The organism is Roseovarius ramblicola (assembly GCF_042430665.1).
In the GTDB taxonomy this organism is placed as follows: Bacteria; Pseudomonadota; Alphaproteobacteria; order Rhodobacterales; family Rhodobacteraceae; genus Roseovarius; species Roseovarius ramblicola.
In genome coordinates this window covers 141,051-162,036 of sequence record NZ_JBHMEC010000003.1, presented here as the reverse complement: position 1 = coordinate 162,036, position 20,986 = coordinate 141,051, and the positions used below count along the sequence as shown (strand labels likewise).

The following is a 20,986-nucleotide window of genomic DNA, read 5'->3' as shown; positions in this document are numbered from 1 at the left end:
TAGCCGTTATCTGATCGGGGAGGGTCAGGTGTGAGCCATCGGGCAATGCAGTTGCAGCTTGGCATCGGGGCCATTCTCGCGGCCCTTTTTCTTATCCTCTACGCCATTCCGAACTGGGTATCCTCGCCCAGCAATGTGCGCAATATCGTGCTTTCGCCGCTGTTCTGGCCGTATATCCTGGGCGCTCTCACCGGACTTGTCGGGCTGGGCCTCGTGCTCTCGGGCTGGCGCCTGGCACCGGGCAGCCCTGTCAACGAGTCGATCGCAGATCCCGGCGCGGGGGTGCTGCGCCTCTTGGCGATGGCGGTGCTGATGGTGGCAACCTTCCGGGTGATGCCCTGGCTCGGCATGGTCTGGACCTCGATGCTGGCCTTCGTGGCGCTCGCCTTTCTCGTCAGGACGCGCCACCCGGCGACGGCGTTCATCTGCGCCGTGTTGGTGCCACTGGTACTCTATGCCTTCTTCGCGCATGTGGCTAGCGTGGCCATCCCGCAGGGTGAACTGGTAAGACTGCCATGAGCCTGATTGACAGCGTCATGGCAGGGCTGGACCTCGTCGGTAACTGGGAGGCGTTCCTGTCGCTGGCCATCGGCATCGTGATCGGCGTGGTCGGTGGCGCGATCCCCGGCATTTCGGCGACGATGGCGGTGGCACTGGCGCTGCCCTTCACCTTTCCGATGCAACCGATCAACGGCATTCTGCTGCTCTTGGGCGTCTACAAGGGCGGCATTTTCGGCGGCTCGATCCCGGCGATCCTGATCAAGACGCCGGGCACGCCCGCCTCCTCGGCGACGATCCTCGACGGCCACCCGATGGCCGAACGCGGCGAGGCGGGGCGCGCGCTCGGCATGGCGCTCTGGGCGTCCTGCACGGCGGATTTCGTCTCGAACCTTGCGCTGATCTTCTTTGCGGGCTTTCTCGCCTCCTTCGCACTCAGTTTTGGCCCGCCGGAATTCTTCGCGTTGATCCTGTTCTCGCTGACGATCATCGCGGGCGTCTCGGGCGAGAGCCTGCTGCGCGGCGCGCTTTCGGCGCTGTTGGGGCTCTTGCTCGCCACCATCGGCCTCGATCTGGTTTATGGCACCAACCGTTTCACCTTCGGCGATCCGAACCTGATGGGCGGGCTGAATTTCATCGCCGTGCTGATCGGCCTCTTTGCCATCCCCGAGGTGATCAACATGGTCTGGCACCCCACCGGCCATGTGGGCAAGGTGCAGAAGCTGGGCAGCAAATGGGTGACGTTCGCGGAATACAAGCGCTCTTTCCGCTCGATCATCCGGGGCAGTTTCATCGGTGTCTTCCTCGGCTCCATCCCCGGCATCGGCGCGGCGCCGGCGGCGTTCCTGAGCTATTCCGAGGCGCGGCGCAAATCGCCCAACAAGGCCAATTTCGGCAAGGGCGAGATCGAGGGCGTCGCGGCGTCGGAGGCGGGTAATAACGGCGTGGCGGGGGCAACGCTCATCCCGCTGCTGGCGCTGGGCGTGCCGGGCGACGTGATCACCGCGATCATCATCGGGGCCTTCATGGTGCACGGGCTGCAACCGGGGCCGATGATGTTCGTGCTCAATGTCGATATCATCTACGGCCTCTTCATCGGCCTGATCCTGTCCTCGGGCATCCTGTTCATCGTCGGCGGGCTGGCGATTCGCGGCTTTCGCCCGGTGGCGGATATTCCCAAGCGCATCCTGATGCCGATGGTGCTGGTGCTGTGCATCTACGGGGTGTTCGCGGTCAACAACAACATCTTCGACGTCGGCGTGATGTTCGTGATGGGCTGGATCGGCTTCGTGATGTCGCGCTATCACATTCCGGCCGCGCCCTTCCTCATCGCCTTCATCCTCGGGCCGCTGCTCGAGGACAATTTCCGCCAAGCCATGCTGATGTCGGGCGGCAGCCCCGAGATCCTGCTGCGCGGGCCGATCACCTGGTTTTTCTGGGCGCTGACGGTAATCAGCATCGCGGCGATCACGCGCGGCACCCTGCGCGCGGCACAACCCAAGGACTAGCTTGGCCTGCGCCCGGTCACATTTCTGTGGACGCGGGATTAGCCCTGTAAAAAGCGACACCTCTTTCATATATTAAGTCATGAATACGTACCGGCGCGCCGACAGGCGCTCCCATGACGGATGAAGGAAGACGACAAATGACAGGGTTCGAAACCGAATTCACCCCGCTCATGTCACTGGCCGGGGGCGTGTTGATCGGGGCATCGGCGGTCTTGCTGATGTTCCTGCAAGGCCGGGTGATGGGGGCTACGGGCATTCTATCGGGTCTCGTGACAGGCACCGCGCCCGGCGACAGGGGCTGGCGCGCGGCGATGGTCGCAGGCATGATCGCGGGGCCGCTTCTGGTGCTGGCGCTGAGCGGGCAAATGCCCGCCGTCGATGTGCCCGTGAGTTGGCCGATGATCCTGATTGGCGGGTTCATCGTGGGCATCGGCGTGACCTACGGCTCGGGCTGCACCTCGGGGCACGGGGTCTGCGGCAACGCGCGGCTCTCGCCCCGCTCAATGGTGGCGACGCTGACCTTCATGATCACCTGCGGCGTCACGGTTTACCTGATCCGCCATGCGTTGGGAGGCTGAGCCATGCGTCTGATGTCAGCCTTCCTCGTCGGTCTGATCTTTGGCGTGGGGATCGCCATTTCGGGCATGATCAACCCGGCCAAGGTGCTCAACTTTTTCGACATCGCCGGAACCTGGGACCCGAGCCTGATCTTCGTGATGGGCGGCGCGCTGGTGACCACCTTCATCGGCTACCGGGTTGTGTTGCGGCGTGATAAACCCGCAATCGAAGAGAGGTTCCAACTGCCCACGGCGCGCAATATCGACGCGCGGCTGGTCGGCGGCTCGGCGGTGTTCGGCATCGGCTGGGGCATTGCCGGGTTCTGCCCCGGTGCTGCCGTACCGGCGCTCGGCTCGGGCAAGGTCGAGGTCGTGGGCTTTGTCGCTGCCTTGCTCGTCGGGCTGTGGGTGGCGCGCCTCGTTCAGGCGGGACGGAGGGCCACGGCATGAGCGATTATCCGGTGAACATGGACGTGCGCCCGCAGGTCACGGCGTTCGTTGGCGATACGCTCTTCATGCCGATGGCGCCTCGGCCCGCGCCGACTTCCCGGGCGGCGATGCGGCCACGCTCTATGACAGCACCCAAAAGGTGCCGGCCGTGTCCGACGAAATGCACCTCTTCATGTGCCACGATTACGGGCCGAACGGCCGCGACATTGCGTGGAAGACCACGGTGGCCGAGGAGAAGGCCAACAACATCCATGTCGGTGGCGCAAGACCCGCGAGGAATTCGTGCGCTTCCGCACCGACCGCGACGGTATCCCGATGCTCAAGCTGCCGGTCAACCGGTTCTGACCGCGGTTTCCTGCTGATTTCCCGGTCCGGATCGGCTAGGACCGGGAAAACACCTTCCGCGATCCCCGAGAGCCGATGGACCCCAGCTACCTGACCACCAAGGAAGTCGCCGACCTGCTGCGCGTGCGCGAGCGCAAGGTCTACGACATGGTGGCAGCGGGCGAGATCCCGCATCGCAAGGTCACCGGCAAGCTGTTGTTCCCGCAGTCCGAGATCACCGCCTGGATCGAGGGCGAAGGCGCGCTGCAACCGCCCGTGCGCCCCGGCGTCGTCACCGGCTCGCACGACCCGTTGCTCGACTGGGCCTTGCGCGAGAGCGGATCGGCGCTGGCGACGCTATGGAACGGCAGCACCGCCGGGCTTGACGCGTTTTGCCGGGGCGAGGCGGCGGTAGCGGCGCTGCACATCCCCGGCGAGGCGGACTGGAACATCCCGGCGCTGGAGGCGCGGGGGCTTCGCGATGCGGTGCTGATCGGCTGGGCCACGCGGGTGCGGGGCCTGATCCTCGCGCCGCAGGTCGCGGACATGGTGCGCGATTTCGCCGATCTGCGCGGGCGGCGCGTGATCCTGCGGCAGGAGGGGGCGGGCACCACCGCGTTGTTTCAGCGGCTGATGACGGAGGCAGGGTTGACCCCGGCGGATCTCGAGACCCCCGGCACACCCGCCCATACCGAGAGCGACGCGGCGGCGGCGGTCGCGGCGGGCGAGGCCGAGGCGACGCTGGGGATCGAGGCGATGGCGCGGCAGTTCCGGCTGGTGTTCCGCCCGCTGTTGCGCGAGCGGTTCGACCTGCTCATCGACCGGCGCGCCTGGTTTACCGAACCGGTACAGGCACTGGCGGGCTTCATGCGATCCGAGGTGGTCGCCGCCAAGGCCACGGCTCTCGGCGGCTACGACACCGGCGGCATGGGCACCGTGCGCTGGCTGTCGCCCTGAGGAACCGGCAGGCTTGACCGGGGGCGGGTCGGCGGGTAGCGTTTTCGCTGTCGGCCCGGGGGGTCGGGCAAATGGATTTCGATCATGGGCATTCGCGCACGACTCGCAGGCATGGCAAAGGGACGGGTCGCCCCGGCCCTCCTCGTCCTGCTGCTTGGCGTGCGCGTCGCCACGGCTGCCGCGGTCGAATGCCAGCACGAGCTGGCAGATGCCGCCCGCGCCGCCGAGCGCACTCAGGAGGCGCGCCTCGCCGAGGTGGTGGCGCTGGGAGGCGAACTCTGCCTCTACGCAACCGGTGCGCCGTCGGACAATGCGCAGCAGGAGGACGGGCCGCATCTGAGCACGCCCTGTCCCTTCTTCAAGTCGCCGGTCGCGCTGACCGACGCGGCCCCCGACCCGGCGGCGCGGATCGTTGCCTTCTCGCGGCTGTCGCCGCTCACCGGCGCCGCCTGCCCCGAGGCGCAGGCCCGCGCCGCCGCCTACAACGCCCGCGCCCCGCCGCCGCTCCGGGGATAACCGGCATGGGTGCCTGACGGGTCCGCGCCCCGTGCGGCGCGTCGTTCTCCTTCGGCGTGCTGCCTCTCCAGCGGGGTGTCCTTTCGGGCGCATTTCATATCCGGGTTTCGGCCCCGCCGCCCTCTCCAGCGGGCAGGCGGGGCAATTATCGAAAGCCGGGATGAGCGGACCCGACGGCCCATGCCAGCCCCTTCGGGGCGATTGGACACATCCGTTTTCAGGACCATTCCCGCAGGTGACGCCTTGTCGCGCGCGGCGGACGCCACCCGCTAACTCAAGAGACCAGACCCATGACACACCCGACCCTGCGCGCGGCTGCGGCCTGCGCGGCGCTCTCGCTTTGTCTTTTCACCGCGCCTGCGATGGCGCATGACGTGCTCCCGGATGCCCCGCCGCCGGGCGCCGTGGCCGGCCCGCCGCCCTTGCGCGCGGACGGCCATGCGCCCATCGGCGTGATGGGCGATCACCGCCACAAGACAGGCGAGGTGATGCTGTCCTATCGCTACATGTACATGGACATGCGCGGCAACCGCATCGGCGATGACAGCATCGACCCCGCCACCATCGTCACGACCATCCCCAATGGCGGCGGCGGGATGCCGCCCACGCTGCGGGTGGCGCCCACCGACATGCAGATGCAGATGCACATGTTCGGCGCGATGTACGCGCCGTCGGATCGCATCACGCTGATGGCGATGCTGCCGTATATCGACAAGAAGATGGACCACATCACGTTTCAGGGCGGGATGGGGGCGACCGTCTTGGGCGGGTTTCAGACCGCGACCGAGGGCTGGGGCGACGTGAAGCTGTCGGCTCTGATCGGTCTCGCGGCGCGGGGCAACCACAAGTGGCACCTGAATTTCGGGGTGAGCCTGCCCACCGGCTCGACCACCGAGCGCGGCACTGTGCTCACGCCGATGAACACGCGGCCCGAGGTCCGCCTGCCCTACGCCATGCAGATCGGCTCCGGCACCTATGACCTGCTGCCGGGCATCACCTATAACGGGCGCGACGGCAACCTCGCCTGGGGCGCGCAACTCGCGGGTTTGATCCGCACCGGCAGGAACAACGGCTGGCGCCTTGGCAACGAGGGGAAGCTCTCTGCCTGGGCCAGCTATCAGCCGGTTCCGGCGCTGAGCCTGTCGGGGCGGATCGAGGCGAAGACGGCGGGCGACATCACCGGGCGCGACTCGCGGATTTCGGCCCCGGTGCAGACCGCCGATCCCGACAATTACGGCGGTGAGACGGTGATGCTCTGGGCCGGGGTCAACCTGATGGGGCAGACCGGCGCGCTGCGCGGGCACCGTCTCGCCGCCGAGGTGGGCGTGCCGCTCTACCGCGATCTCAACGGCCCGCAGCTCGAGACCGACTGGATCGCCACGCTGGGTTGGCAATACGCCTTCTGAGGCGGCTCAGTCGCTTGTCCGTGCACTGTCGCGGCCCCCGATCTCCTGCGAGAAGGGCCGCGGCAGCGCCGGCCGGCCAAGCCGCGCGCGATAGACCGGCAGGCTCTCGGCGACGCGCATCGCATAGTTGCGCGTCTCGCGGAAGGGCAGGTGCTCGATCCAGTCGATCACCCGTTCGGGGCTCATGCCGCGCGGATCGCCATAGGTCTCGACCCACTCCGACACCCGCCCCGGCCCGGCATTGTAGGCGGCGGCCATCAGCAGCGGGTTGCCCTCGTACCGCCCCCGCAATTCCGCGAGGTAGGCTGCGCCGAGCCGCGCATTGTGCTGCCAGTCCGTCACCAGACGGCGGGCATCCGTGTCGAGGCCGGTGTCGCGGGCCATTTCGCGCGCGGTGGCGGGCATGAGCTGCATCAGCCCGCGCGCGCCCGCGCCGCTCATCACCACCGGGTTGAACTCGCTCTCGCGCCGGGCGATGGCGAGTGCCCATTCCATCGGCACGGGCAGGTCCATCCCGGTGACGGGGTGAAGCGGGTAGTAGGTGGCGGGCAGGACGATGCCACGCTCCGCCGCCGCCTTGCCCAGCATGACCTCCAGATAGGGCGTGCCGATCTCCTCAAGCATCGCGCCCATCTGCGCAAGGCCCTGCCGGTCCTGCGTCTCCGACAGATGCAGCAGGAAACGCCGGGCCAGCCCTGTCTCGCCCATATCGAGCGCCAGCGTGACGATCTGGTGCAGGTCGGTGCCCGCGAACGCCGCCTGCCGCCAGGGCGGGGCGGTCGCGGTGCCTGCGAGCGCGCCGGCGACGTCGCGCCCCAGCTTTTCCGCCGCCAGCAGGCCGTAAAAGCTCGTCGGGTGATCCGCGCCCCCGGCATAGGCATCGCTTGCGGTCTCCGCATCGCCCGCCGCGTCAAGCGCACGGCCCAGCCAATAGCCAGCGCGGCCCAGCGAAATGGGCGTGCCGACGGCGGTGCGGAAGCGCTGGAAATGATCGCGGGAGAGGGCCGGTTCGTCCAGATGAACGAGCGCGATATACCCCGCGAGCCATTCGAGATCGGCGTAGTTGGCACCTTCGGAAAGCTGATGCAGCGCCGCGATCTCGTAGGCCAGGGTCGCCTCGCCGTCGCGCATGGCCTGCCGCGCCAGCGCGCGCCGCCACCCGGCCCAGCGCTCCGCCTCGCCCAGCCCGCCCTTGATCCGGCTCTGGCGCAGGAGCACGGCAACGGCGTCCCCGGCGGAACGGTCGAGATGGTGGTTGAACAACGCGAAGGCGATGCCGGGGTCGCGGGTTTGCGCCTCGCTCAGCCCGTCCGTGTCGCCCCCGGCCACGCGCGCCCGGATCCTGGCGCGGGCGCGGGCCGCGTCGCTGACGAGGGGAAGCATCAAGGCCGCGTCCGCATCGAGGCCCCGCCACAGCGCCATGTCGAGCCGCGCGTCGTGGTGGGGCGCGAGCACCGCGCCGAACTCGCGCAGGAAATCGGCGTGCTCCGCAGTGCTGAGCGAGAGCGTGCGCCACGCCATCACGATCCCGGCCTCGGCCTCGCCCCGCCGCCCGCGTGCCAGCCGTGCCCGCGCGGCATTGAGCGCGCCGGTGCCGGTCCGCGGCACGTAGCCCTCATAGAAGGCGAGCGCGGTGTCGAAATCCGCGCCCGCGATCGCCGCCTCGCTGGCGCGGCGCAGCCGGTCGAGTCCGGGCCAGTGGCCGTTGCGTTCGAGGAATCCGAGAACCTCGTCGGGTGTGCCCCGCCCCGCCCGCAGCCGGTACCATTCGATCAGGTCGGCGGCGGTCGGGCCGTCGCGCGCCGCGAGCCGCGCGGCCACCTCCCAGCGGTCCGCCTGCATGGCGTGGAGCGCGCTTGCCAGCGGGCGGGGCGCGATACGCGCCGGATCGGTCGCCTGCACCGCGCTTGCGGGGATCGCACAGATCAAAACAACCGCCAGAACCCGCAACATCCCTTGCCTTTTGCGCCCTGAATCAGGATAGACGTCCCCAGCCTAGACGGTGCCGGTCGCGCGGTCCACTCACGAGTGGAGGACCGGTCGCCGCCCGAGACCACAAGGAGCGCGTCATGTTCAAAGGATCCTTCCCGGCCCTCGTCACGCCGTTCAGGAACGGCGAGGTGGATTGGGACACGCTCGGCAAGCTGGTTGAATGGCATATCGGCGAGGGCAGTCATGGCCTCGTGCCCGTGGGAACCACCGGCGAGAGCCCGACGCTGACCCATCAGGAGCATGAGCGGGTGATCGCCGAGGTCGTGCGCGCGGTGGACGGGCGCATCCCGGTGATCGCGGGGGCGGGCTCCAACAACACGCTCGAGGCGATTCGCTTCATGCGCCACGCCGCTGCGGTGGGTGCCGATGCCGCCCTCGTGGTGACACCCTATTACAACAAGCCCACGCAGGCGGGGATGATCGCGCATTTCACCGCGCTACACGATTGCTGCGATTTGCCGATCATCATCTACAACATTCCGGGCCGTTCGGTCGTGGACATGGCGCCCGAGACGATGGGGCAACTGGCGCGGCTGCCGCGGATCATCGGGGTCAAGGACGCCACCGGCGATCTGGCCCGCGTGAGCGCGCAGCGCATCGCCTGCGGCAAGGAGTTCGTCCAGATTTCCGGCGAGGACGGCACTGCGCACGGGTTCAACGCTCAGGGCGGCGTCGGGGTCATTTCGGTGACCGCCAATGTCGCACCGCGGCTCGTGGCACAGGTGCAGGAGGCGACGCTGGCGGGCGATTACGCCCGGGCGCTGGAGTTGCAGGACCGGCTGATGCCGCTGCACCGCGCGATCTTTACCGAGCCGGGGCTGGTGGGCGTCAAATACGCGATGTCGCGACTGGACCTGTGCAGCGAGGAGGTGCGCCTGCCGCTTGTGGGGCTGAGCGATCCCACCAAGGCGCTGGTCGAGGACGGGTTGCGCCACGCGGGGCTGATCAACTGAGGGCCGTGGCGGCAGGGCCTCTGTGCGCCCCTAGCCGATCACCTCGTCCGAGCGGTCATCGGTCTCGCCATAGCGCTTGAGCGTCGCCGGGCGGGTGCCTTCATAGACGCGGTCAAGGTTTTGCACGATCTTGGCGTTCTCGCGCTCGAACAGGCAATTGCCGTCCAGATCAGACGCCACGATGAACGGCCCCATCCGTCTGCAGCGGATCACCCACATCGCCTGCGCCAGCCCCAGCTCGTCGCGCCAATGCACCGCCTCGACCTTCTCGATCCCGCGCCCGAGCAGGGCGCCGGTGCCGTACCCCACGGTCGACAGGTAAATCGCACCGTTGGGCACGAAATACTCCTTGTAGTCCTTCGACGACATGCCGCCCTTGCCGATGATCAGCTTGGCACCACTCTTTTCCATCCATTCCGGCAGCCACTTGGCAAAGCGGAACGACGCCGTCGCCGTCACTGCCCCCATGTCAAAGCTGCCGTCAGACCGGATCGCCGCCGCAGGCGAGCAATGGAAATTCGCCGCGCTTTCACCTGGCAATTCCATCGGGATATTCGCCTGTTCCTCCAGCGCGCGCTTATAAACCCCCTCGCGCGCGGTGTAGAGCAGCCCGTCGAGATAGACGATATCGCCGAGGCGCAACTCGGCCAGCGCCTCGGGCGTCGGCGTGGTGCTGAGGCGGATTTCACGGGGTTTGGTCATTCCGCCGCCTCCTGCGCGCTGCCCGGCCACTCCACCGTCTCGCGCCGCTGATAGGGGGTGAACCAGTCGGGGTCGGTGCGATACTCCACCCGGCCGTCCGCGTAGACCCGCGCCACCGCCCGCCGCGACGACAGGCAAAAGGCATGCACCGACATCTGCATGCCGCCGGTGTGGCAATAGCCGACCTCGATGTTGCAATCGACGACCATGTTCTTGCCGACAAACCCCATCGCGCCCATGCCGATGGAATTGCCCAGATCCTTGAACTCCTGCTCCAGCGCCGCGATCTTGGGGTCCGGGTTCTCGCTGCCCACCACGCGCAGGCAGGCGGCGCGCTTGCCCAGCACCATGCAGGTATCCTTGGAGCCGCCAAGCCCGATCCCGATGATCGCCGGCTGACAGGCCAGCCCCCGCTTGCCGAACGCGACAAGACTGTCGAGATAGAACCGCTTGATCCCCTCGATCCCGTCGGAGGGGAACAGCATCCGGTAATCGGTGCCAAAGAGCCCGCCCTTGTGCACGGTGATGAGGTCGATCCACGCGCCTCCCGGCTCGTAGCCGTATTCGATCTCGGGCGCGCCGATGCCGACGTTGTTATTGTGGTCTGTGCGCCAGAGCGGATGCACCCGGTTGGGGCGCAGCGGCACGCCGTCGGTGGCCTGCGCCGTGGCCCGGCGGAGGGCGGCCTCAAGCGCCACCGGCCCGCCCTCGATCTGCGTCTCGTTGCCCATCTTGACGTACCAGCGCGGACAGCCGGTATCGCCGCACATGGCGCGGCGGTCCTCCTTGGCGGCCTTGTAATTCTCCAGCATCGCTTGCAGGACGAAGGACGACAGATCGCCGTCCTCGGTCTCGGCGGCGTGTTGCAGCCCGGTGAGGTAGTCGTCGGGGATCTCGATCGCCGCCTTGTCCATCAGCGTCCCGGCGGTGCGTTCTATCACGTCGATGGGTATCATTGTGCTGCCACCAGTGTCTCCGGCGCGCCGTCGGGCAGGATCGTCTCGCCCGGGCGCACCTTGATGAATTGAACCGGGTCACGGCGCACGTCCAGTGCCTCTCCGCTTTGCGTGACCACGGTGAAATAGGACGCATCGAGATCGCCCGTCTCGGGGAAATCCTCGCGGTAATGCGCCCCGCGCGAGTTTTCGCGGGCAAGGGCCGCCAGCGTGATCGCCTGAGATATATCACAAAGCGAGCGCAGATTCAGCCAGTCATGCCAGGTCAGGTTGAAGGCGAGATCGTCACCCGCGACGCCGACCTCCATCAGCTCCTTGGAAATCTCGCCAACACGGTTCAGCCCGCGTTCCATGCCGGGAGCATTGCGCATCACACCGACATCCTCCCACATCGCCTCTTGCAGGGCGTGGCGCATCGGCTGCACGAGGCCCGGCTTGCGGCTGAGCGGGTGCAAGGCGCGGTCCACTTCCGCCTGCAACGCCTCCGGGCAGGGATCGCGCAGCGCGCCTATGCTGCGGATATCCGCCCCCATCACGTCGCCTGCCACCCCGCCATAGACGGTGGAATTGGCCACGCCGTTGCCGCCGAGGCGATTTGAGCCGTGCGCGCCGCCCGCATCCTCTCCGGCGACGTAAAGCCCCTCCATCGCGGTGCGGGTATCGGCATCCACCACCACCCCGCCCATGAAGTAATGCGCGGTCGGCACCACCTCGACGAGGCCCCCCGCCAGATCGAACCCGCTATCGGCGCAGCGCTTGACCATGCCGGGGAACTTGGCGCGCACATGGTCGGGGCCGAGATGCGACATGGAGATGAACACGCCGCCATTATCCGTCGTATTGTTCTTGCGCATCTCGGCATAGATCGCGCGGCTGACCACGTCGCGCGTCGCGCGCTCGCCCTTGGGATCGTACTCGAACATGAAGCGGTTTTCCGCGCCGTTGAGCAATCGCCCACCCGCACCGCGCAAGCCCTCCTCCAGCACGGTGCCGGTCATCCGCGTATGATCCCCCGCCAAGAGGCCGGTAGGGTGAAACTGCACCATTTCCATATCGCGGAGGTCCAGCCCCGCGCGCAGCGCCATGGCAAGGCCATCCATCGTCTTGTCGCCCGAGGGGGTGTTGTATTTGTACATGGTCGGGCCGCCGCCGGTGGCCATCAGCACCGTCTTGGCCCGGACAAGGCGAAAGCCCCCGGTACGCATGTCGATGAACAGCACCCCCGCCAGCGCGCTGCCATCCCGCGTGGGGATCAGGCCGATGGCGCGATGCTCCTGCAACTTCTCCACCGGGCGCGCCAGAACCTGCTCCATCAACCGGCTGATGATCTCGATGCCGGTCAGGTCGCCCTTGTGCACCGTGCGGTCGGCGGTCTGCCCGGCGAATGCCTTTTGATGCAGCGTGCCATCGGGGTTGCGGTCGAAATAGCAGCCGATCTCGTTTTCCAACTCGTGGATGCGCACCACCGCCTGTTCGCACAGCTTCCACGCCATGTCCTGATTGGGCAGCCATTTGCCGCCCATGATCGTATCCATGAAATGCCGTTCGACCGTGTCACCGCCGCCCAAGGCCACGTTATAGCCGCCCTGCACCATCCGCGTGCAGCCGCATTTGCCGATCAGGCCCTTGACGGCGATGGTGATGCGCGTGCCCTCGGGCGCCGATTGCTGCGCGTGGAGTGCTGCAAACAGCCCCGCGCCGCCGGTGCCGATGATCAGGATATCAGTGTCATGCCGGTCGATGTGCACCATCAGATCGCCCTCAGGAAAAATGTGCCGGACAGGAACAGCGCCGCGCCGATGGCGGCGGCGGCATAGGTCTTGTGCCGGTCGGACCACGGCAGAAATTCCAGCGCCAAAAGGCGCAGGCCACCACCCATGTGCACGGCGAGCAAGAAGACGAGGCCGAACTCGGCGAGTTTCACCAGCGGGTGTTCGGCGAAGGCGAGGAAGCCGTCGAGGGTGGCGGGTGACGTGACCGCCTGCGACAGGAGCCAAAGGTGGACCGGCAGGAACAGCGCTAGCGCCAGCCCCGACAGACGGTGCAGCAAAAAGGCTAGCCAGAGGGGGTGAGAGCGGGGCGGTGTCTTCATGGCAGACACACCGCGAATACCGCCAGAATACCGACGTAAAACAGACACGCACCGATGCCCCACATCAGCCAGTCCAGCACCCGCCCCCGCAGCCCGCCCCATTCATGCGCGATGACGCGCAGACCGATGGCGGCATGGACCGAAACGGCGATCACAAAGCTGCCGTAGAACAGGAACCAGAGCAGGCTGCCCTGCGTGCGGCCGAGGATTTCGGCGGTGCTGAGCCCGCCCTGAATGGCGTAAATCATCACCGCGATATGCCCCAGAACCAGGGGCACCATCACCAGCGCGCTCAGCCGTTGCGCCATGTAGAGCCGCAGATCAAGCATCGCGCTTGCGCCCCCACGCGGCCCGGACCGTCTCGCGCTTCAGCCCCGCAATTGCGCGCATCGGGTTGAGATCATTGGGACAATACTGCGCGCAACTGCCCATGGAATGACAGTTATGGCAGCCGCCCTTGCCCGACACCGCCGCAAGGATGCCGTCGCGGTCCGCGTCTCGGCTGTCGTTGAGCAGGGTCCAGGCGCGTTGCAGCGCGGCGGGGCCAAGGTAGTCGGGATTGCCCGCCACCGTATCGCAGGCCGCATAGCAGATGCCGCAATTGATGCACTCGATCCCGAGATCGGCCTCGGCGCGGGCGGGCTCCTGCGAGGTGACAGGGTCGAACTCGTCGCCGCGCCCGGCAGAGGGATGCAAGCGCGCCTCCGCCGCGACCCATTTGTCGAAAAACGGGTCCATGTCGGCGGCAAGATCCTTTATTATCGGCAGGTTGCGCAGCGGCGCGATGTCAAGCTCACCGTCAGCGGCAACCTTCTTGACATGCGTCCGGCAGGTCCAGCGCGGCACGCCGTTGACCATCATCGCGCAAGAGCCGCACATCCCGACGCGACAGGCAAAGCGATAGCTGAGCGTCGAGTCGGCCATCTGCTGAATCCATGTCACCACGTCCAGCACGGTCTGGTTTTCGTAGGCGGGCACGTCGAACGTTTCCCGGCGCAGCGCCGCTGCGGTGCCGCGCTGCACGGTGACGCGCAAGGTGTCGGATGAGGTGGTCACATATCCCCCGGAACTGTTGGATGGGCTGTGACCTTGAATATAATTATCAGCGTAACTAACCGAAAGGAATTAATTCTAATCTTTTTCGAAAGCATTGCTTTCAATGCTCTTCCCCTCGCTACCCGCTTCCGATCAGCACCCCGGCGGCAAAGACCAACGCGCCGCCCAGCACCACCTGAAAGGACGCGCGCAGGAACGGCGTGTCCATGTAGCGGTTCTGAATCCAGGCGATGGCCCACAATTCAATGAAGACGACGACAAAGGCAATGATCGTCGCGGTCCAGAAATCGGGGATCAGGTAGGGCAGGGCGTGGCCGAGGCCGCCCACCGTCGTCATCACGCCCGAGGCGAAGCCGCGCTTGACCGGGCTGCCGCGGCCAGAAAGTTCGCCATCGTCGCTCGCCGCTTCGGTGAAGCCCATCGAGATGCCGGCGCCGACGCTTGCGGCGAGGCCGACGAGAAAGGTGGTCCAGGTGTCCTGCGTGGCAAAGGCGGTGGCAAAAATCGGTGCCAGAGTCGAGACCGAACCGTCCATCAACCCCGCGAGCCCCGGCTGCACCCATGTCAGCACGAATTGGCGGTGCGAGGTGCGCTCCTCGACGGCGCGCGAGTCATCATCGAGGTGCTCGGCTTCCAGTTCTCCGGCGCGGGTCTGATGCCCAGCCTCGGCAGCGGCGAGGTCACCGAGTAGCTTGCGGGTAGCGGCGTCGGTGCTGCGCTTTGCGGCCTTGAGATAGAAAACCTCGGCGTCATGCTCCATCGCTTCGGCCTCGTCGCGGATGCGCGCGATTCCGAGATTCTCCACCAGCCAGACAGGGCGGCGCGCGTAAAAACCCGCCACATGCTCGCGCCGGATGAGCGGGATGACCTCGCCGAAACGGGCTTGGTGCAGCTCGATCAAGCGCTGCCGGTGGCTGTCTTCTTCCCGTGCCATACCCTCGAACATGGCGGCTGTATCGGGATAGTCGGCGCGCAGGCTCTCGGCATAGGTCCGATAGATGCGTGCGTCGTCCTCCTCGGAGGAGATGGCGAGTGCGAGGATTTCCTGCTCGGAGAGGTCGGCGAAACGGCGGCGGGACGAGATTTGGGGAAGCATGGGTGTCTCGGTGAGTTGTTTAGAAGTGTTCTAATCTAACGCAAATTGGCACGGGTGCAAGGAGATAGCACCGGAGAAACTGAACGGATTAGTTCAGATGCCCCTTGATATATGAACTGTTTAGTTTAGATAAGGTGAACCGAACAGTTCAGACAAAGGAGAGCACAATGAAACCCACCCTGACCGCCCTCGCAATTGGCCTTACGCTTGCCGCCGCTCCGGCAGCGGCCTTCAACGTCGATATGAGTAGTCTTTTCCCCACGCTCACCTATCCCGAACCGGCACCGCAACCGGTGACGCAGGGACCTGCCGGGATGGATCGCTGACGCGCGCACGGGCCGCCCGCCCAAAGCAGGCGGCCCGCTTCCTGCCGGGGCACACGGAGATGTGCTTGCGGATGCCGGCCCTGCCCGCATAGACTGCCCGGACCTGCCGGGAGGAAGCGCATGTCGGCACCCGCCGCCGAGATCAAGAAGGGCCGCAAGTTCGATCAGGTGCTCGAAGGCGCGCGTGCTGTGTTCATGCGTGATGGGTTCGAGGGGGCAAGCGTGGACGAGATCGCGCGTGAGGCGCAGGTCTCCAAGGCGACCCTCTACAGCTACTTTCCCGACAAGCGGCTGCTGTTCTCCGAGGTGGCGCGGATCGAGTGCAACCGGCAGGCGGAGGAGGCGATCGAGGTGATCGGTTCCAGTGCGCCGATCGAGGAGGTCCTGCACGAGGCCGCGAGCCGGATCGTGCGCTTCTTCCTGTCGGATTTCGGGCAACAGGTGTTTCGTATCTGTGTCGCCGAATCCCACCGCTTCCCCGAGCTCGGGCGTCGGTTCTACGCCTCTGGCCCGGCGCTCGTGCGCGAGCGGATGAGCCGGCTTCTGGCCCCCTATGTCGCCGCCGGAATACTGCACATCGACGATATGGACCTTGCCGCCAACCAGTTTGGCGAATTGTGCAAGGGCGACCTGTTCGTGCGGTCGCTCTGCGGCATGTGCGACAACCCGACCGAGGCCGATATCGAGCGCGTCGTGACCGGCGCGGTGGAGATGTTCCTCGCGCGCTACCGCGCCTGATCCGGTCCGCGCCCGGTCATCTCCCCGGCGATCTTTTCCGCGATCATGATGGTGGGGGCGTTGGTGTTGCCTCCCACAAGGCGCGGCATGATCGAGGCATCGGCCACGCGCAGCCCTGCCACGCCGTGCACGCGGCCTTGGGCGTCGACCACAGCCATCTCGCCGCGCCCCATCGCGCAGGTGCCCACAGGGTGATAGATCGTGTCGGCGCGGGCGCGGATATCGCGTTCCAGCGCGGCGTCGCTCCGGTCATGGTCGTGGAGGCGGGCCTTGCGCCACGGCGCGAGAGGCGGTGCAGAAAGGATCGCGTCCATCCGCCGCGCGCCGGTCATCATCAGCGACAGATCGCGCGAATCGCTGAGAAAGCCAGGGTCGATCAGCGGTGCGTCGGCGGGCCGGAGCGAGGCGAGTGTCACCCGGCCCCGGCTGTGGGGCCGCAACACACACACATGGCAGGAGTACCCGGGCCGGAAATGCAGGGTGCGCATGTGGTTCTCGACGATTCCGATGACGAAATGCAATTGCAGGTCGGGCCGGTCGAGGCCGGGCGTGGAACGCAGGAAGGCCCCGGCCTCGGCATAGGGAGTGGCGAAATGGCCCGCACCGGTCCGCCGCCAGCGCAGCGCCGCCTTGCCCAGGTGCCACAGCCCCCTCGGCCCGAGGCTGACCACGTCGTCGCGCCGCGATGTCTCGGCGAGGATGTAGTCGAGGTGGTCCTGAAGGTTCTCGCCCACGCCGGGCAGGTCGTGCACGACGCCGATGCTGTGCCGGGCGAGCTCCGCGCCCGGGCCGATGCCCGAGAGCTTGAGCAGGTGTGGCGAGCCGAATGTACCGGCCGAGAGGATCACTTCGCGCCGCGCACGAACCAGGTGGCTGCGGCCCCGGCGGTGGTAGCGCAGACCGGTGGCGCGGCCGTCGTCAAAGAGGATGCGCTCGGCCCGCGCGCGCGGAATCACCGTGAGATTGGGCCGCGCCATGGCCGGAAAGAGATAGGCGGCAGCGGCCGAGCAGCGCTCGCCCTTGTGTGGGCCATCGGCGAATTGCGTGACCTGATAGAGTCCCGCCCCCTCCTGCTGCGGCCCGTTGAAATCGGGGTTGCGCGGGATTTGCAAGGCTTCGCAGGCGTCGATGAAGGCACTGGAAATGACGCGCGGCGTATCCTGTTCGCGGACCTTGAGCGGTCCGTCGCGCCCGTGCAACTCGCCGCCCAGCGTGGCGTTCCCTTCGGCGCGGCGAAACCACGGCAGCACGCTTTGCCAGTCCCAGCCGTCGCAGCCGAGTTCGGCCCATTCGTCGTAATCGCGCGAATGGCCGCGCGTATAGAGCATGGCGTTGATCGCGCTCGACCCGCCCAGGGCGCGACCTCGGGGCTGGAATCCGCGCCGCCCGTCGAGCCCCGGTTGGGGTACTGTGTGAAAGGCCCAGTTGTTGATGCGCGGGCGGCCCGAGACCATCGCCGCCACCAGTGCGGGGGCACGCACGAAGATGTCGCGCCCGCCGCCGCCCGCCTCGATCAGGCAAACGCTTGTGGCCGCGTCCTCGCTCAGTCGCGCCGCCATGACACAGCCTGCAGAGCCACCGCCGACGATGATGTAGTCATAAGCCATGCGACCACGCTAGGCCCGCCTTGATTGGCGGGCCAAGCAGGACGTCGCGTCATCCCGGGCTGATCCCCCGCAGCCGTTCCGACCGGCGGCGCAGCAATTCCACCGTGGTCAGGAGGCAGATGGAGATGGTGACGAGGATCGTGGCCGCCGCGAGGATCGTCGGGCTGATCTGTTCGCGCAGGCCGGTGAACATCTGCCATGGCAGCGTCTGCTGCTGGGCAGAGCCCACGAAGAGAACCACCACCACCTCGTCGAAGGAGGTGATGAAGGCGAACAGCCCGCCCGAGATCACCCCCGGCAGGATGAGCGGCATTTGCACCCGGAAGAACGTCGTCACCGGGTCAGCGCCCATGTTGGCCGCGGCGCGCGTGAGCGACTTGTCGAAGCCCACGAGCGTGGCCGTCACCGTGATAATGACAAAGGGCACCCCGAGTGCGGCATGGGCGAGGATAACCTTGACATAGCCCACGAACGCCTGGTTCAGCCCGAGATTGGCCTCGAGCCAGTTGCCCAGCGGTGCGTAGAAGAAGAACATGCCGGTGGCCGAGATGATCAGCGGCACGATCATCGGCGAGATCAGGATCGCCATGATCGCCTGCCGACCGGGGACGTGGCTCTGGCTCAGCCCGATGGCCGCCAGTGTGCCGAGGCTGACCGAGATCAGCGTGGCGAAAGGCGCGATGATCAACGAATTCTTGAGCGGGGTCATCCACTCGGCCCCCTCTACGCCCCACATCTTGCCCACGACGACGCCGATCAGCGTGCCGACAATGCCATAGACCGCGATCTTCGCCAGGCTGCGTTGGGCATTGGGCAGAAATTGCACCGCCGCACCCAGCGCAGCGCCGATCACCGCGCCGTAAAGCAGGCCGTTCAGCGGGTGGCCGCCGCCGCTGAAGAAGTCACGGTAGTGCTTGAGGCTGTATCCTTCGGGCTGGAAGTTCAGCATCTCGGGCGTGAAGGTAAAGAAGTTTTCCGCGTTGAAGCTCAGCCACATCACCGGCATCAGCGGCGCGATCAGGAAGAAGAACACCAGCCCGCAGATGAACAGGAAGGTGTTGTGCCACAGCGTCTGCCCGGCGGTGTAGTAGATCGGCACGGTGCTGCGGTATCTGCCACTGTTCAGCCAGTAGGCGGCCCAGCTCAGGATCGCTCCGATCAGCAGCCCCGCAACCAGAGCGCCGGGCCCGACGAGAACAAGACCAATTAGCCCGAAGGCGGCGATCAGCCCGAGGCGGACGTTGCGGCGGCTGTCAGGCATTGTGTGCGCGAGAAACGCCACCCCCGTCCCGATCACCGCCCCGACGAGGAAGCCGATCAGGGGCTGGGCAAAGACATTGCCCACCACAAAGCCGAAGCATCCGGCAAAGGCCGCCATCAGCGGCAGCGTGAAGCTGTTGAACGGCGGGCGCGGGATATCGACGGTCAGGTTGGACATGCGTCAGCCTCCCAGTTTCACGTTGTCGATGCCCACGATCCGGTCGTAGCACCAGTAGAGCGCCAGAACCACGATCAGCAGGATGCTGCCCAGCGCTGCGGCCAGCCCCCAGTTGAGCGACGACGAGATGTGATAGGCGATCCGGTTCGAGATGAAGACACCGCTGGTGCCGCCCACGATTTCCGGCGTGATATAGTAGCCGATGGACAGGATGAAGACGAGGATCGAGCCCGCACCGATGCCCGGCACCGATTGCGGGAAATAGACCCGCCAGAATGCCGTCCAGTTGGTGGCACCCAGCGACTTGGCCGCGCGCAGGTAGCTGGGCGGGACGGTCTTCATCACCGAGTAGAGAGGCAGGATCATGAACGGCAGCAGGATATGCGTCATCGCGATGACCGTGCCGGTGGCGTTGTTCATCAGGATGAGCCGGTTCGCATCATCGACGAAGCCCAGCCAGACAAGGATCTCGTTGATCACCCCCTGTTGCTGCAACAGTACCTTCCATGCGGAGGTGCGCACCAGCAGCGAGGTCCAGAACGGCAGCAGCACGAGGATCATCAGCACGTTTGCCGTGCGCAGCGGCAGGTTGGCCAGCAGCCATGCCACCGGATAGCCCAGCAGGATGCAGGACCCGGTGATGATCAGCGACATGATCAGCGTGCGCTGGAACAGCGTCAGGTAGATTTGCTGGGTTTCGGGACGTGCCTTGATCCCGTCCACGGTTTTGGTCATGTCCACCGCATTGAGGAAGTATCCGGCGGTGACCGGCGGGCTATAGAGCGCGATGGTACGCCACTCCTGCAGTTTGCCCCAGTCCTTGTCCGAGGCCACGAACATGTCATGAAAGCTCTGTTGCGGGAGACGGTCGCGGTTCTCTGCCGCGGCCTTGAGGGTGGTGGACCAAGGGCCGGAATAGGCCTCAATCGCGGCCACCGTGTCGGGGTTGCGCAGGTCCTGGCCGAGGCCGGCATAAACGGCCTCCCACGGCTCTTCCTCGGCCACCACGTCCCCTGCCTCGACCGCGGTCCAGATGGCGAAATCGGTATAGGCCTTGGTGGTCCAGGGCAGCATCTCCACCATGTCCGCCGATGGGGTGAAACCCACCTCGCCGTCCATGTCCTCGCCTGTCAACTCTGCATATAGCGCGCGCCGCCTGTCCAGATATGCGCCGCCGCCCTCGCCCGAGAGCAGCTCATACCAGAACGCCGCCTCTTCGAAAGCCGGGTCGATCTCTTCCAAAACGTCCTGGAATTCCTCGCCCATGTCGTCGAGGTCGCGCCCGGTGCCGCGGAACATGGAGGACAGGCCCGGCTGTTCGTAATTGAGCCTGCTGCCGAGTTTGGTGTGTTCCTTGGCCTCGGCGGCCTTGAACAGGTCGAAATACAGGTGGGCGAACACAGCTTCGCCCGGCGGCTCGGTGCCCTGTTCGTCCCAGGACTGCAATGCCTGCACCGTCTCGGGAATGGTGCTCTGCACGATCTCGTTCTCGACCGAGCGCATGAGCATCGACAGAATCGGGATGATGAACGTGATGACCACGAAAAACAGCAGCGGCGCGATCAGTGCGAGCGCGCGCATCTTCTCGCGGCGGAGCGTGCGCCGCAGCGTCTGTTTCAGCGGGCGTCCGTCGGCGGCCAGAACCGGGCCGTCATCGTCTTGCACGGCTCCGGCGCGGCCATTGCCCGGCACCGGCCCGCTTGCACCCGCAGTGGCGTCTGTCACATTGCTCATATCGTCCCCGCCGGTCTTTATCTGGGTCTTCAAAGGATCAAGAAAGGATCAAACCAATGAAAGGGTGGAAGGGGCCATTG

The 20,986-nt window shown here is 66.4% G+C and carries 21 protein-coding genes and 1 pseudogene; 11 read left to right on the top strand and 11 right to left on the bottom strand.

The annotated features are described in order from the left end of the window. Positions 1–30 precede the first annotated feature (30 nt). The 8 genes and pseudogenes from ACFFU4_RS02420 to ACFFU4_RS02385 all read left to right on the top strand — a co-directional run bounded on the left by ACFFU4_RS02420 (position 31) and on the right by ACFFU4_RS02385 (position 6,216). Entirely contained in the window at positions 31–519 is a 489-nt protein-coding gene (locus ACFFU4_RS02420) for a tripartite tricarboxylate transporter TctB family protein (RefSeq protein ID WP_377066686.1), read from the top strand. Continuing rightward, complete coding sequence (locus tag ACFFU4_RS02415; RefSeq protein ID WP_377066684.1) at positions 516–2,006, top strand: tripartite tricarboxylate transporter permease; 1,491 nt, start codon at positions 516–518, stop codon at positions 2,004–2,006. The genes ACFFU4_RS02420 and ACFFU4_RS02415 overlap by 4 nt, the downstream gene beginning before the upstream one ends. Before the next feature lie 137 nt (positions 2,007–2,143). Beyond that, positions 2,144–2,584: a YeeE/YedE family protein gene (locus ACFFU4_RS02410; RefSeq protein WP_377066682.1), complete on the top strand. Its 441-nt coding sequence runs from the start codon at positions 2,144–2,146 to the stop codon at positions 2,582–2,584. A 3-nt stretch (positions 2,585–2,587) separates the two neighbouring features. Beyond that, positions 2,588–3,013: a DUF6691 family protein gene (locus ACFFU4_RS02405; RefSeq protein WP_377066680.1), complete on the top strand. Its 426-nt coding sequence runs from the start codon at positions 2,588–2,590 to the stop codon at positions 3,011–3,013. Positions 3,014–3,054: 41 nt separating this feature from the next. Then, a pseudogene (locus ACFFU4_RS02400) lies at positions 3,055–3,358 on the top strand (MBL fold metallo-hydrolase); the annotation flags it as partial. 75 nt (positions 3,359–3,433) lie between these two features. After that, positions 3,434–4,294: a substrate-binding domain-containing protein gene (locus ACFFU4_RS02395; protein ID WP_377066678.1), complete on the top strand. Its 861-nt coding sequence runs from the start codon at positions 3,434–3,436 to the stop codon at positions 4,292–4,294. Between the two features lie 111 nt (positions 4,295–4,405). Further along, on the top strand, positions 4,406–4,810 hold the full coding sequence (locus tag ACFFU4_RS02390; protein WP_377066676.1) for a hypothetical protein: 405 nt from the start codon (positions 4,406–4,408) through the stop codon (positions 4,808–4,810). A gap of 290 nt (positions 4,811–5,100) precedes the next feature. Next, on the top strand, positions 5,101–6,216 hold the full coding sequence (locus ACFFU4_RS02385; RefSeq protein ID WP_377066674.1) for a transporter family protein: 1,116 nt from the start codon (positions 5,101–5,103) through the stop codon (positions 6,214–6,216). Between the two features lie 6 nt (positions 6,217–6,222). Here ACFFU4_RS02385 and ACFFU4_RS02380 read toward each other — a convergent pair whose 3' ends face one another. Then, entirely contained in the window at positions 6,223–8,169 is a 1,947-nt protein-coding gene (locus tag ACFFU4_RS02380; RefSeq protein ID WP_377066672.1) for a lytic transglycosylase domain-containing protein, read from the bottom strand. A 116-nt stretch (positions 8,170–8,285) separates the two neighbouring features. Here ACFFU4_RS02380 and dapA point away from each other — a divergent pair, with 116 nt between their 5' ends. After that, entirely contained in the window at positions 8,286–9,161 is an 876-nt protein-coding gene (gene dapA / locus ACFFU4_RS02375; RefSeq protein ID WP_377066670.1) for a 4-hydroxy-tetrahydrodipicolinate synthase, read from the top strand. A gap of 30 nt (positions 9,162–9,191) precedes the next feature. Here dapA and ACFFU4_RS02370 read toward each other — a convergent pair whose 3' ends face one another. From ACFFU4_RS02370 to mbfA, 7 genes are all read right to left on the bottom strand, one after another. Beyond that, positions 9,192–9,863, bottom strand: coding sequence for a fumarate hydratase C-terminal domain-containing protein (locus tag ACFFU4_RS02370; protein WP_377066668.1), 672 nt, complete (start codon positions 9,861–9,863; stop codon positions 9,192–9,194). Beyond that, on the bottom strand, positions 9,860–10,819 hold the full coding sequence (locus ACFFU4_RS02365) for a fumarate hydratase (RefSeq protein WP_377066666.1): 960 nt from the start codon (positions 10,817–10,819) through the stop codon (positions 9,860–9,862). The genes ACFFU4_RS02370 and ACFFU4_RS02365 overlap by 4 nt, the downstream gene beginning before the upstream one ends. Continuing rightward, positions 10,816–12,570: an L-aspartate oxidase gene (locus ACFFU4_RS02360; protein ID WP_377066664.1), complete on the bottom strand. Its 1,755-nt coding sequence runs from the start codon at positions 12,568–12,570 to the stop codon at positions 10,816–10,818. The genes ACFFU4_RS02365 and ACFFU4_RS02360 overlap by 4 nt, the downstream gene beginning before the upstream one ends. Continuing rightward, complete coding sequence (gene sdhC / locus ACFFU4_RS02355; RefSeq protein ID WP_377066662.1) at positions 12,570–12,911, bottom strand: succinate dehydrogenase, cytochrome b556 subunit; 342 nt, start codon at positions 12,909–12,911, stop codon at positions 12,570–12,572. Before sdhC ends, ACFFU4_RS02360 begins: the two co-directional genes overlap by 1 nt. Next, a complete protein-coding gene (locus tag ACFFU4_RS02350; RefSeq protein ID WP_377066660.1) occupies positions 12,908–13,240 on the bottom strand; it encodes a succinate dehydrogenase in 333 nt (110 codons plus the stop codon). The genes sdhC and ACFFU4_RS02350 overlap by 4 nt, the downstream gene beginning before the upstream one ends. Next, positions 13,233–13,967 (bottom strand): succinate dehydrogenase/fumarate reductase iron-sulfur subunit, encoded by a 735-nt coding sequence (locus ACFFU4_RS02345; protein WP_377066658.1) that lies wholly within the window; start codon positions 13,965–13,967, stop codon positions 13,233–13,235. The genes ACFFU4_RS02350 and ACFFU4_RS02345 overlap by 8 nt, the downstream gene beginning before the upstream one ends. A 118-nt stretch (positions 13,968–14,085) precedes the next feature. Next, on the bottom strand, positions 14,086–15,063 hold the full coding sequence (mbfA, locus tag ACFFU4_RS02340) for an iron exporter MbfA (protein ID WP_377066656.1): 978 nt from the start codon (positions 15,061–15,063) through the stop codon (positions 14,086–14,088). Positions 15,064–15,230: 167 nt separating this feature from the next. On the opposite strand from mbfA, the gene ACFFU4_RS02335 reads away from it, so the two are divergent. Continuing rightward, complete coding sequence (locus ACFFU4_RS02335) at positions 15,231–15,389, top strand: hypothetical protein (protein WP_377066654.1); 159 nt, start codon at positions 15,231–15,233, stop codon at positions 15,387–15,389. A gap of 120 nt (positions 15,390–15,509) precedes the next feature. Next, positions 15,510–16,127 carry a TetR/AcrR family transcriptional regulator gene (locus ACFFU4_RS02330; protein ID WP_377066652.1) on the top strand — a complete coding sequence of 206 codons (618 nt, stop codon included), beginning with the start codon at positions 15,510–15,512 and terminating at the stop codon, positions 16,125–16,127. Here ACFFU4_RS02330 and ACFFU4_RS02325 read toward each other — a convergent pair. The 3 genes from ACFFU4_RS02325 to ACFFU4_RS02315 are packed head-to-tail and all read right to left on the bottom strand — an operon-like array spanning position 16,115 to position 20,906. Beyond that, positions 16,115–17,734 carry a GMC family oxidoreductase gene (locus ACFFU4_RS02325; RefSeq protein WP_377066650.1) on the bottom strand — a complete coding sequence of 540 codons (1,620 nt, stop codon included), beginning with the start codon at positions 17,732–17,734 and terminating at the stop codon, positions 16,115–16,117. The genes ACFFU4_RS02330 and ACFFU4_RS02325 overlap by 13 nt on opposite strands. A gap of 49 nt (positions 17,735–17,783) precedes the next feature. Then, a complete protein-coding gene (locus ACFFU4_RS02320) occupies positions 17,784–19,172 on the bottom strand; it encodes an ABC transporter permease subunit (protein WP_377066648.1) in 1,389 nt (462 codons plus the stop codon). A gap of 3 nt (positions 19,173–19,175) precedes the next feature. Next, positions 19,176–20,906, bottom strand: a complete 1,731-nt coding sequence (locus ACFFU4_RS02315) for an ABC transporter permease (protein ID WP_377066646.1) — start codon at positions 20,904–20,906, stop codon at positions 19,176–19,178. Between the last annotated feature and the right edge of the window lie 80 nt (positions 20,907–20,986).

What these genes read in the sequence shown, in the direction of transcription:
- ACFFU4_RS02370 (WP_377066668.1), bottom strand. Translation starts at nt 9,863, where the DNA reads ATGACCAAACCCCGTGAAATCCGCCTCAGCACCACGCCGACGCCCGAG.
- dapA (WP_377066670.1), top strand. Translation starts at nt 8,286, where the DNA reads ATGTTCAAAGGATCCTTCCCGGCCCTCGTCACGCCGTTCAGGAACGGC.
- sdhC (WP_377066662.1), bottom strand. Translation starts at nt 12,911, where the DNA reads ATGAAGACACCGCCCCGCTCTCACCCCCTCTGGCTAGCCTTTTTGCTG.
- ACFFU4_RS02385 (WP_377066674.1), top strand. Translation starts at nt 5,101, where the DNA reads ATGACACACCCGACCCTGCGCGCGGCTGCGGCCTGCGCGGCGCTCTCG.
- ACFFU4_RS02390 (WP_377066676.1), top strand. Translation starts at nt 4,406, where the DNA reads ATGGCAAAGGGACGGGTCGCCCCGGCCCTCCTCGTCCTGCTGCTTGGC.
- ACFFU4_RS02350 (WP_377066660.1), bottom strand. Translation starts at nt 13,240, where the DNA reads ATGCTTGATCTGCGGCTCTACATGGCGCAACGGCTGAGCGCGCTGGTG.
- ACFFU4_RS02415 (WP_377066684.1), top strand. Translation starts at nt 516, where the DNA reads ATGAGCCTGATTGACAGCGTCATGGCAGGGCTGGACCTCGTCGGTAAC.
- mbfA (WP_377066656.1), bottom strand. Translation starts at nt 15,063, where the DNA reads ATGCTTCCCCAAATCTCGTCCCGCCGCCGTTTCGCCGACCTCTCCGAG.
- ACFFU4_RS02380 (WP_377066672.1), bottom strand. Translation starts at nt 8,169, where the DNA reads ATGTTGCGGGTTCTGGCGGTTGTTTTGATCTGTGCGATCCCCGCAAGC.
- ACFFU4_RS02360 (WP_377066664.1), bottom strand. Translation starts at nt 12,570, where the DNA reads ATGGTGCACATCGACCGGCATGACACTGATATCCTGATCATCGGCACC.
- ACFFU4_RS02330 (WP_377066652.1), top strand. Translation starts at nt 15,510, where the DNA reads ATGTCGGCACCCGCCGCCGAGATCAAGAAGGGCCGCAAGTTCGATCAG.
- ACFFU4_RS02395 (WP_377066678.1), top strand. Translation starts at nt 3,434, where the DNA reads ATGGACCCCAGCTACCTGACCACCAAGGAAGTCGCCGACCTGCTGCGC.
- ACFFU4_RS02410 (WP_377066682.1), top strand. Translation starts at nt 2,144, where the DNA reads ATGACAGGGTTCGAAACCGAATTCACCCCGCTCATGTCACTGGCCGGG.
- ACFFU4_RS02325 (WP_377066650.1), bottom strand. Translation starts at nt 17,734, where the DNA reads ATGGCTTATGACTACATCATCGTCGGCGGTGGCTCTGCAGGCTGTGTC.
- ACFFU4_RS02315 (WP_377066646.1), bottom strand. Translation starts at nt 20,906, where the DNA reads ATGAGCAATGTGACAGACGCCACTGCGGGTGCAAGCGGGCCGGTGCCG.
- ACFFU4_RS02365 (WP_377066666.1), bottom strand. Translation starts at nt 10,819, where the DNA reads ATGATACCCATCGACGTGATAGAACGCACCGCCGGGACGCTGATGGAC.
- ACFFU4_RS02335 (WP_377066654.1), top strand. Translation starts at nt 15,231, where the DNA reads ATGAAACCCACCCTGACCGCCCTCGCAATTGGCCTTACGCTTGCCGCC.
- ACFFU4_RS02405 (WP_377066680.1), top strand. Translation starts at nt 2,588, where the DNA reads ATGCGTCTGATGTCAGCCTTCCTCGTCGGTCTGATCTTTGGCGTGGGG.
- ACFFU4_RS02320 (WP_377066648.1), bottom strand. Translation starts at nt 19,172, where the DNA reads ATGTCCAACCTGACCGTCGATATCCCGCGCCCGCCGTTCAACAGCTTC.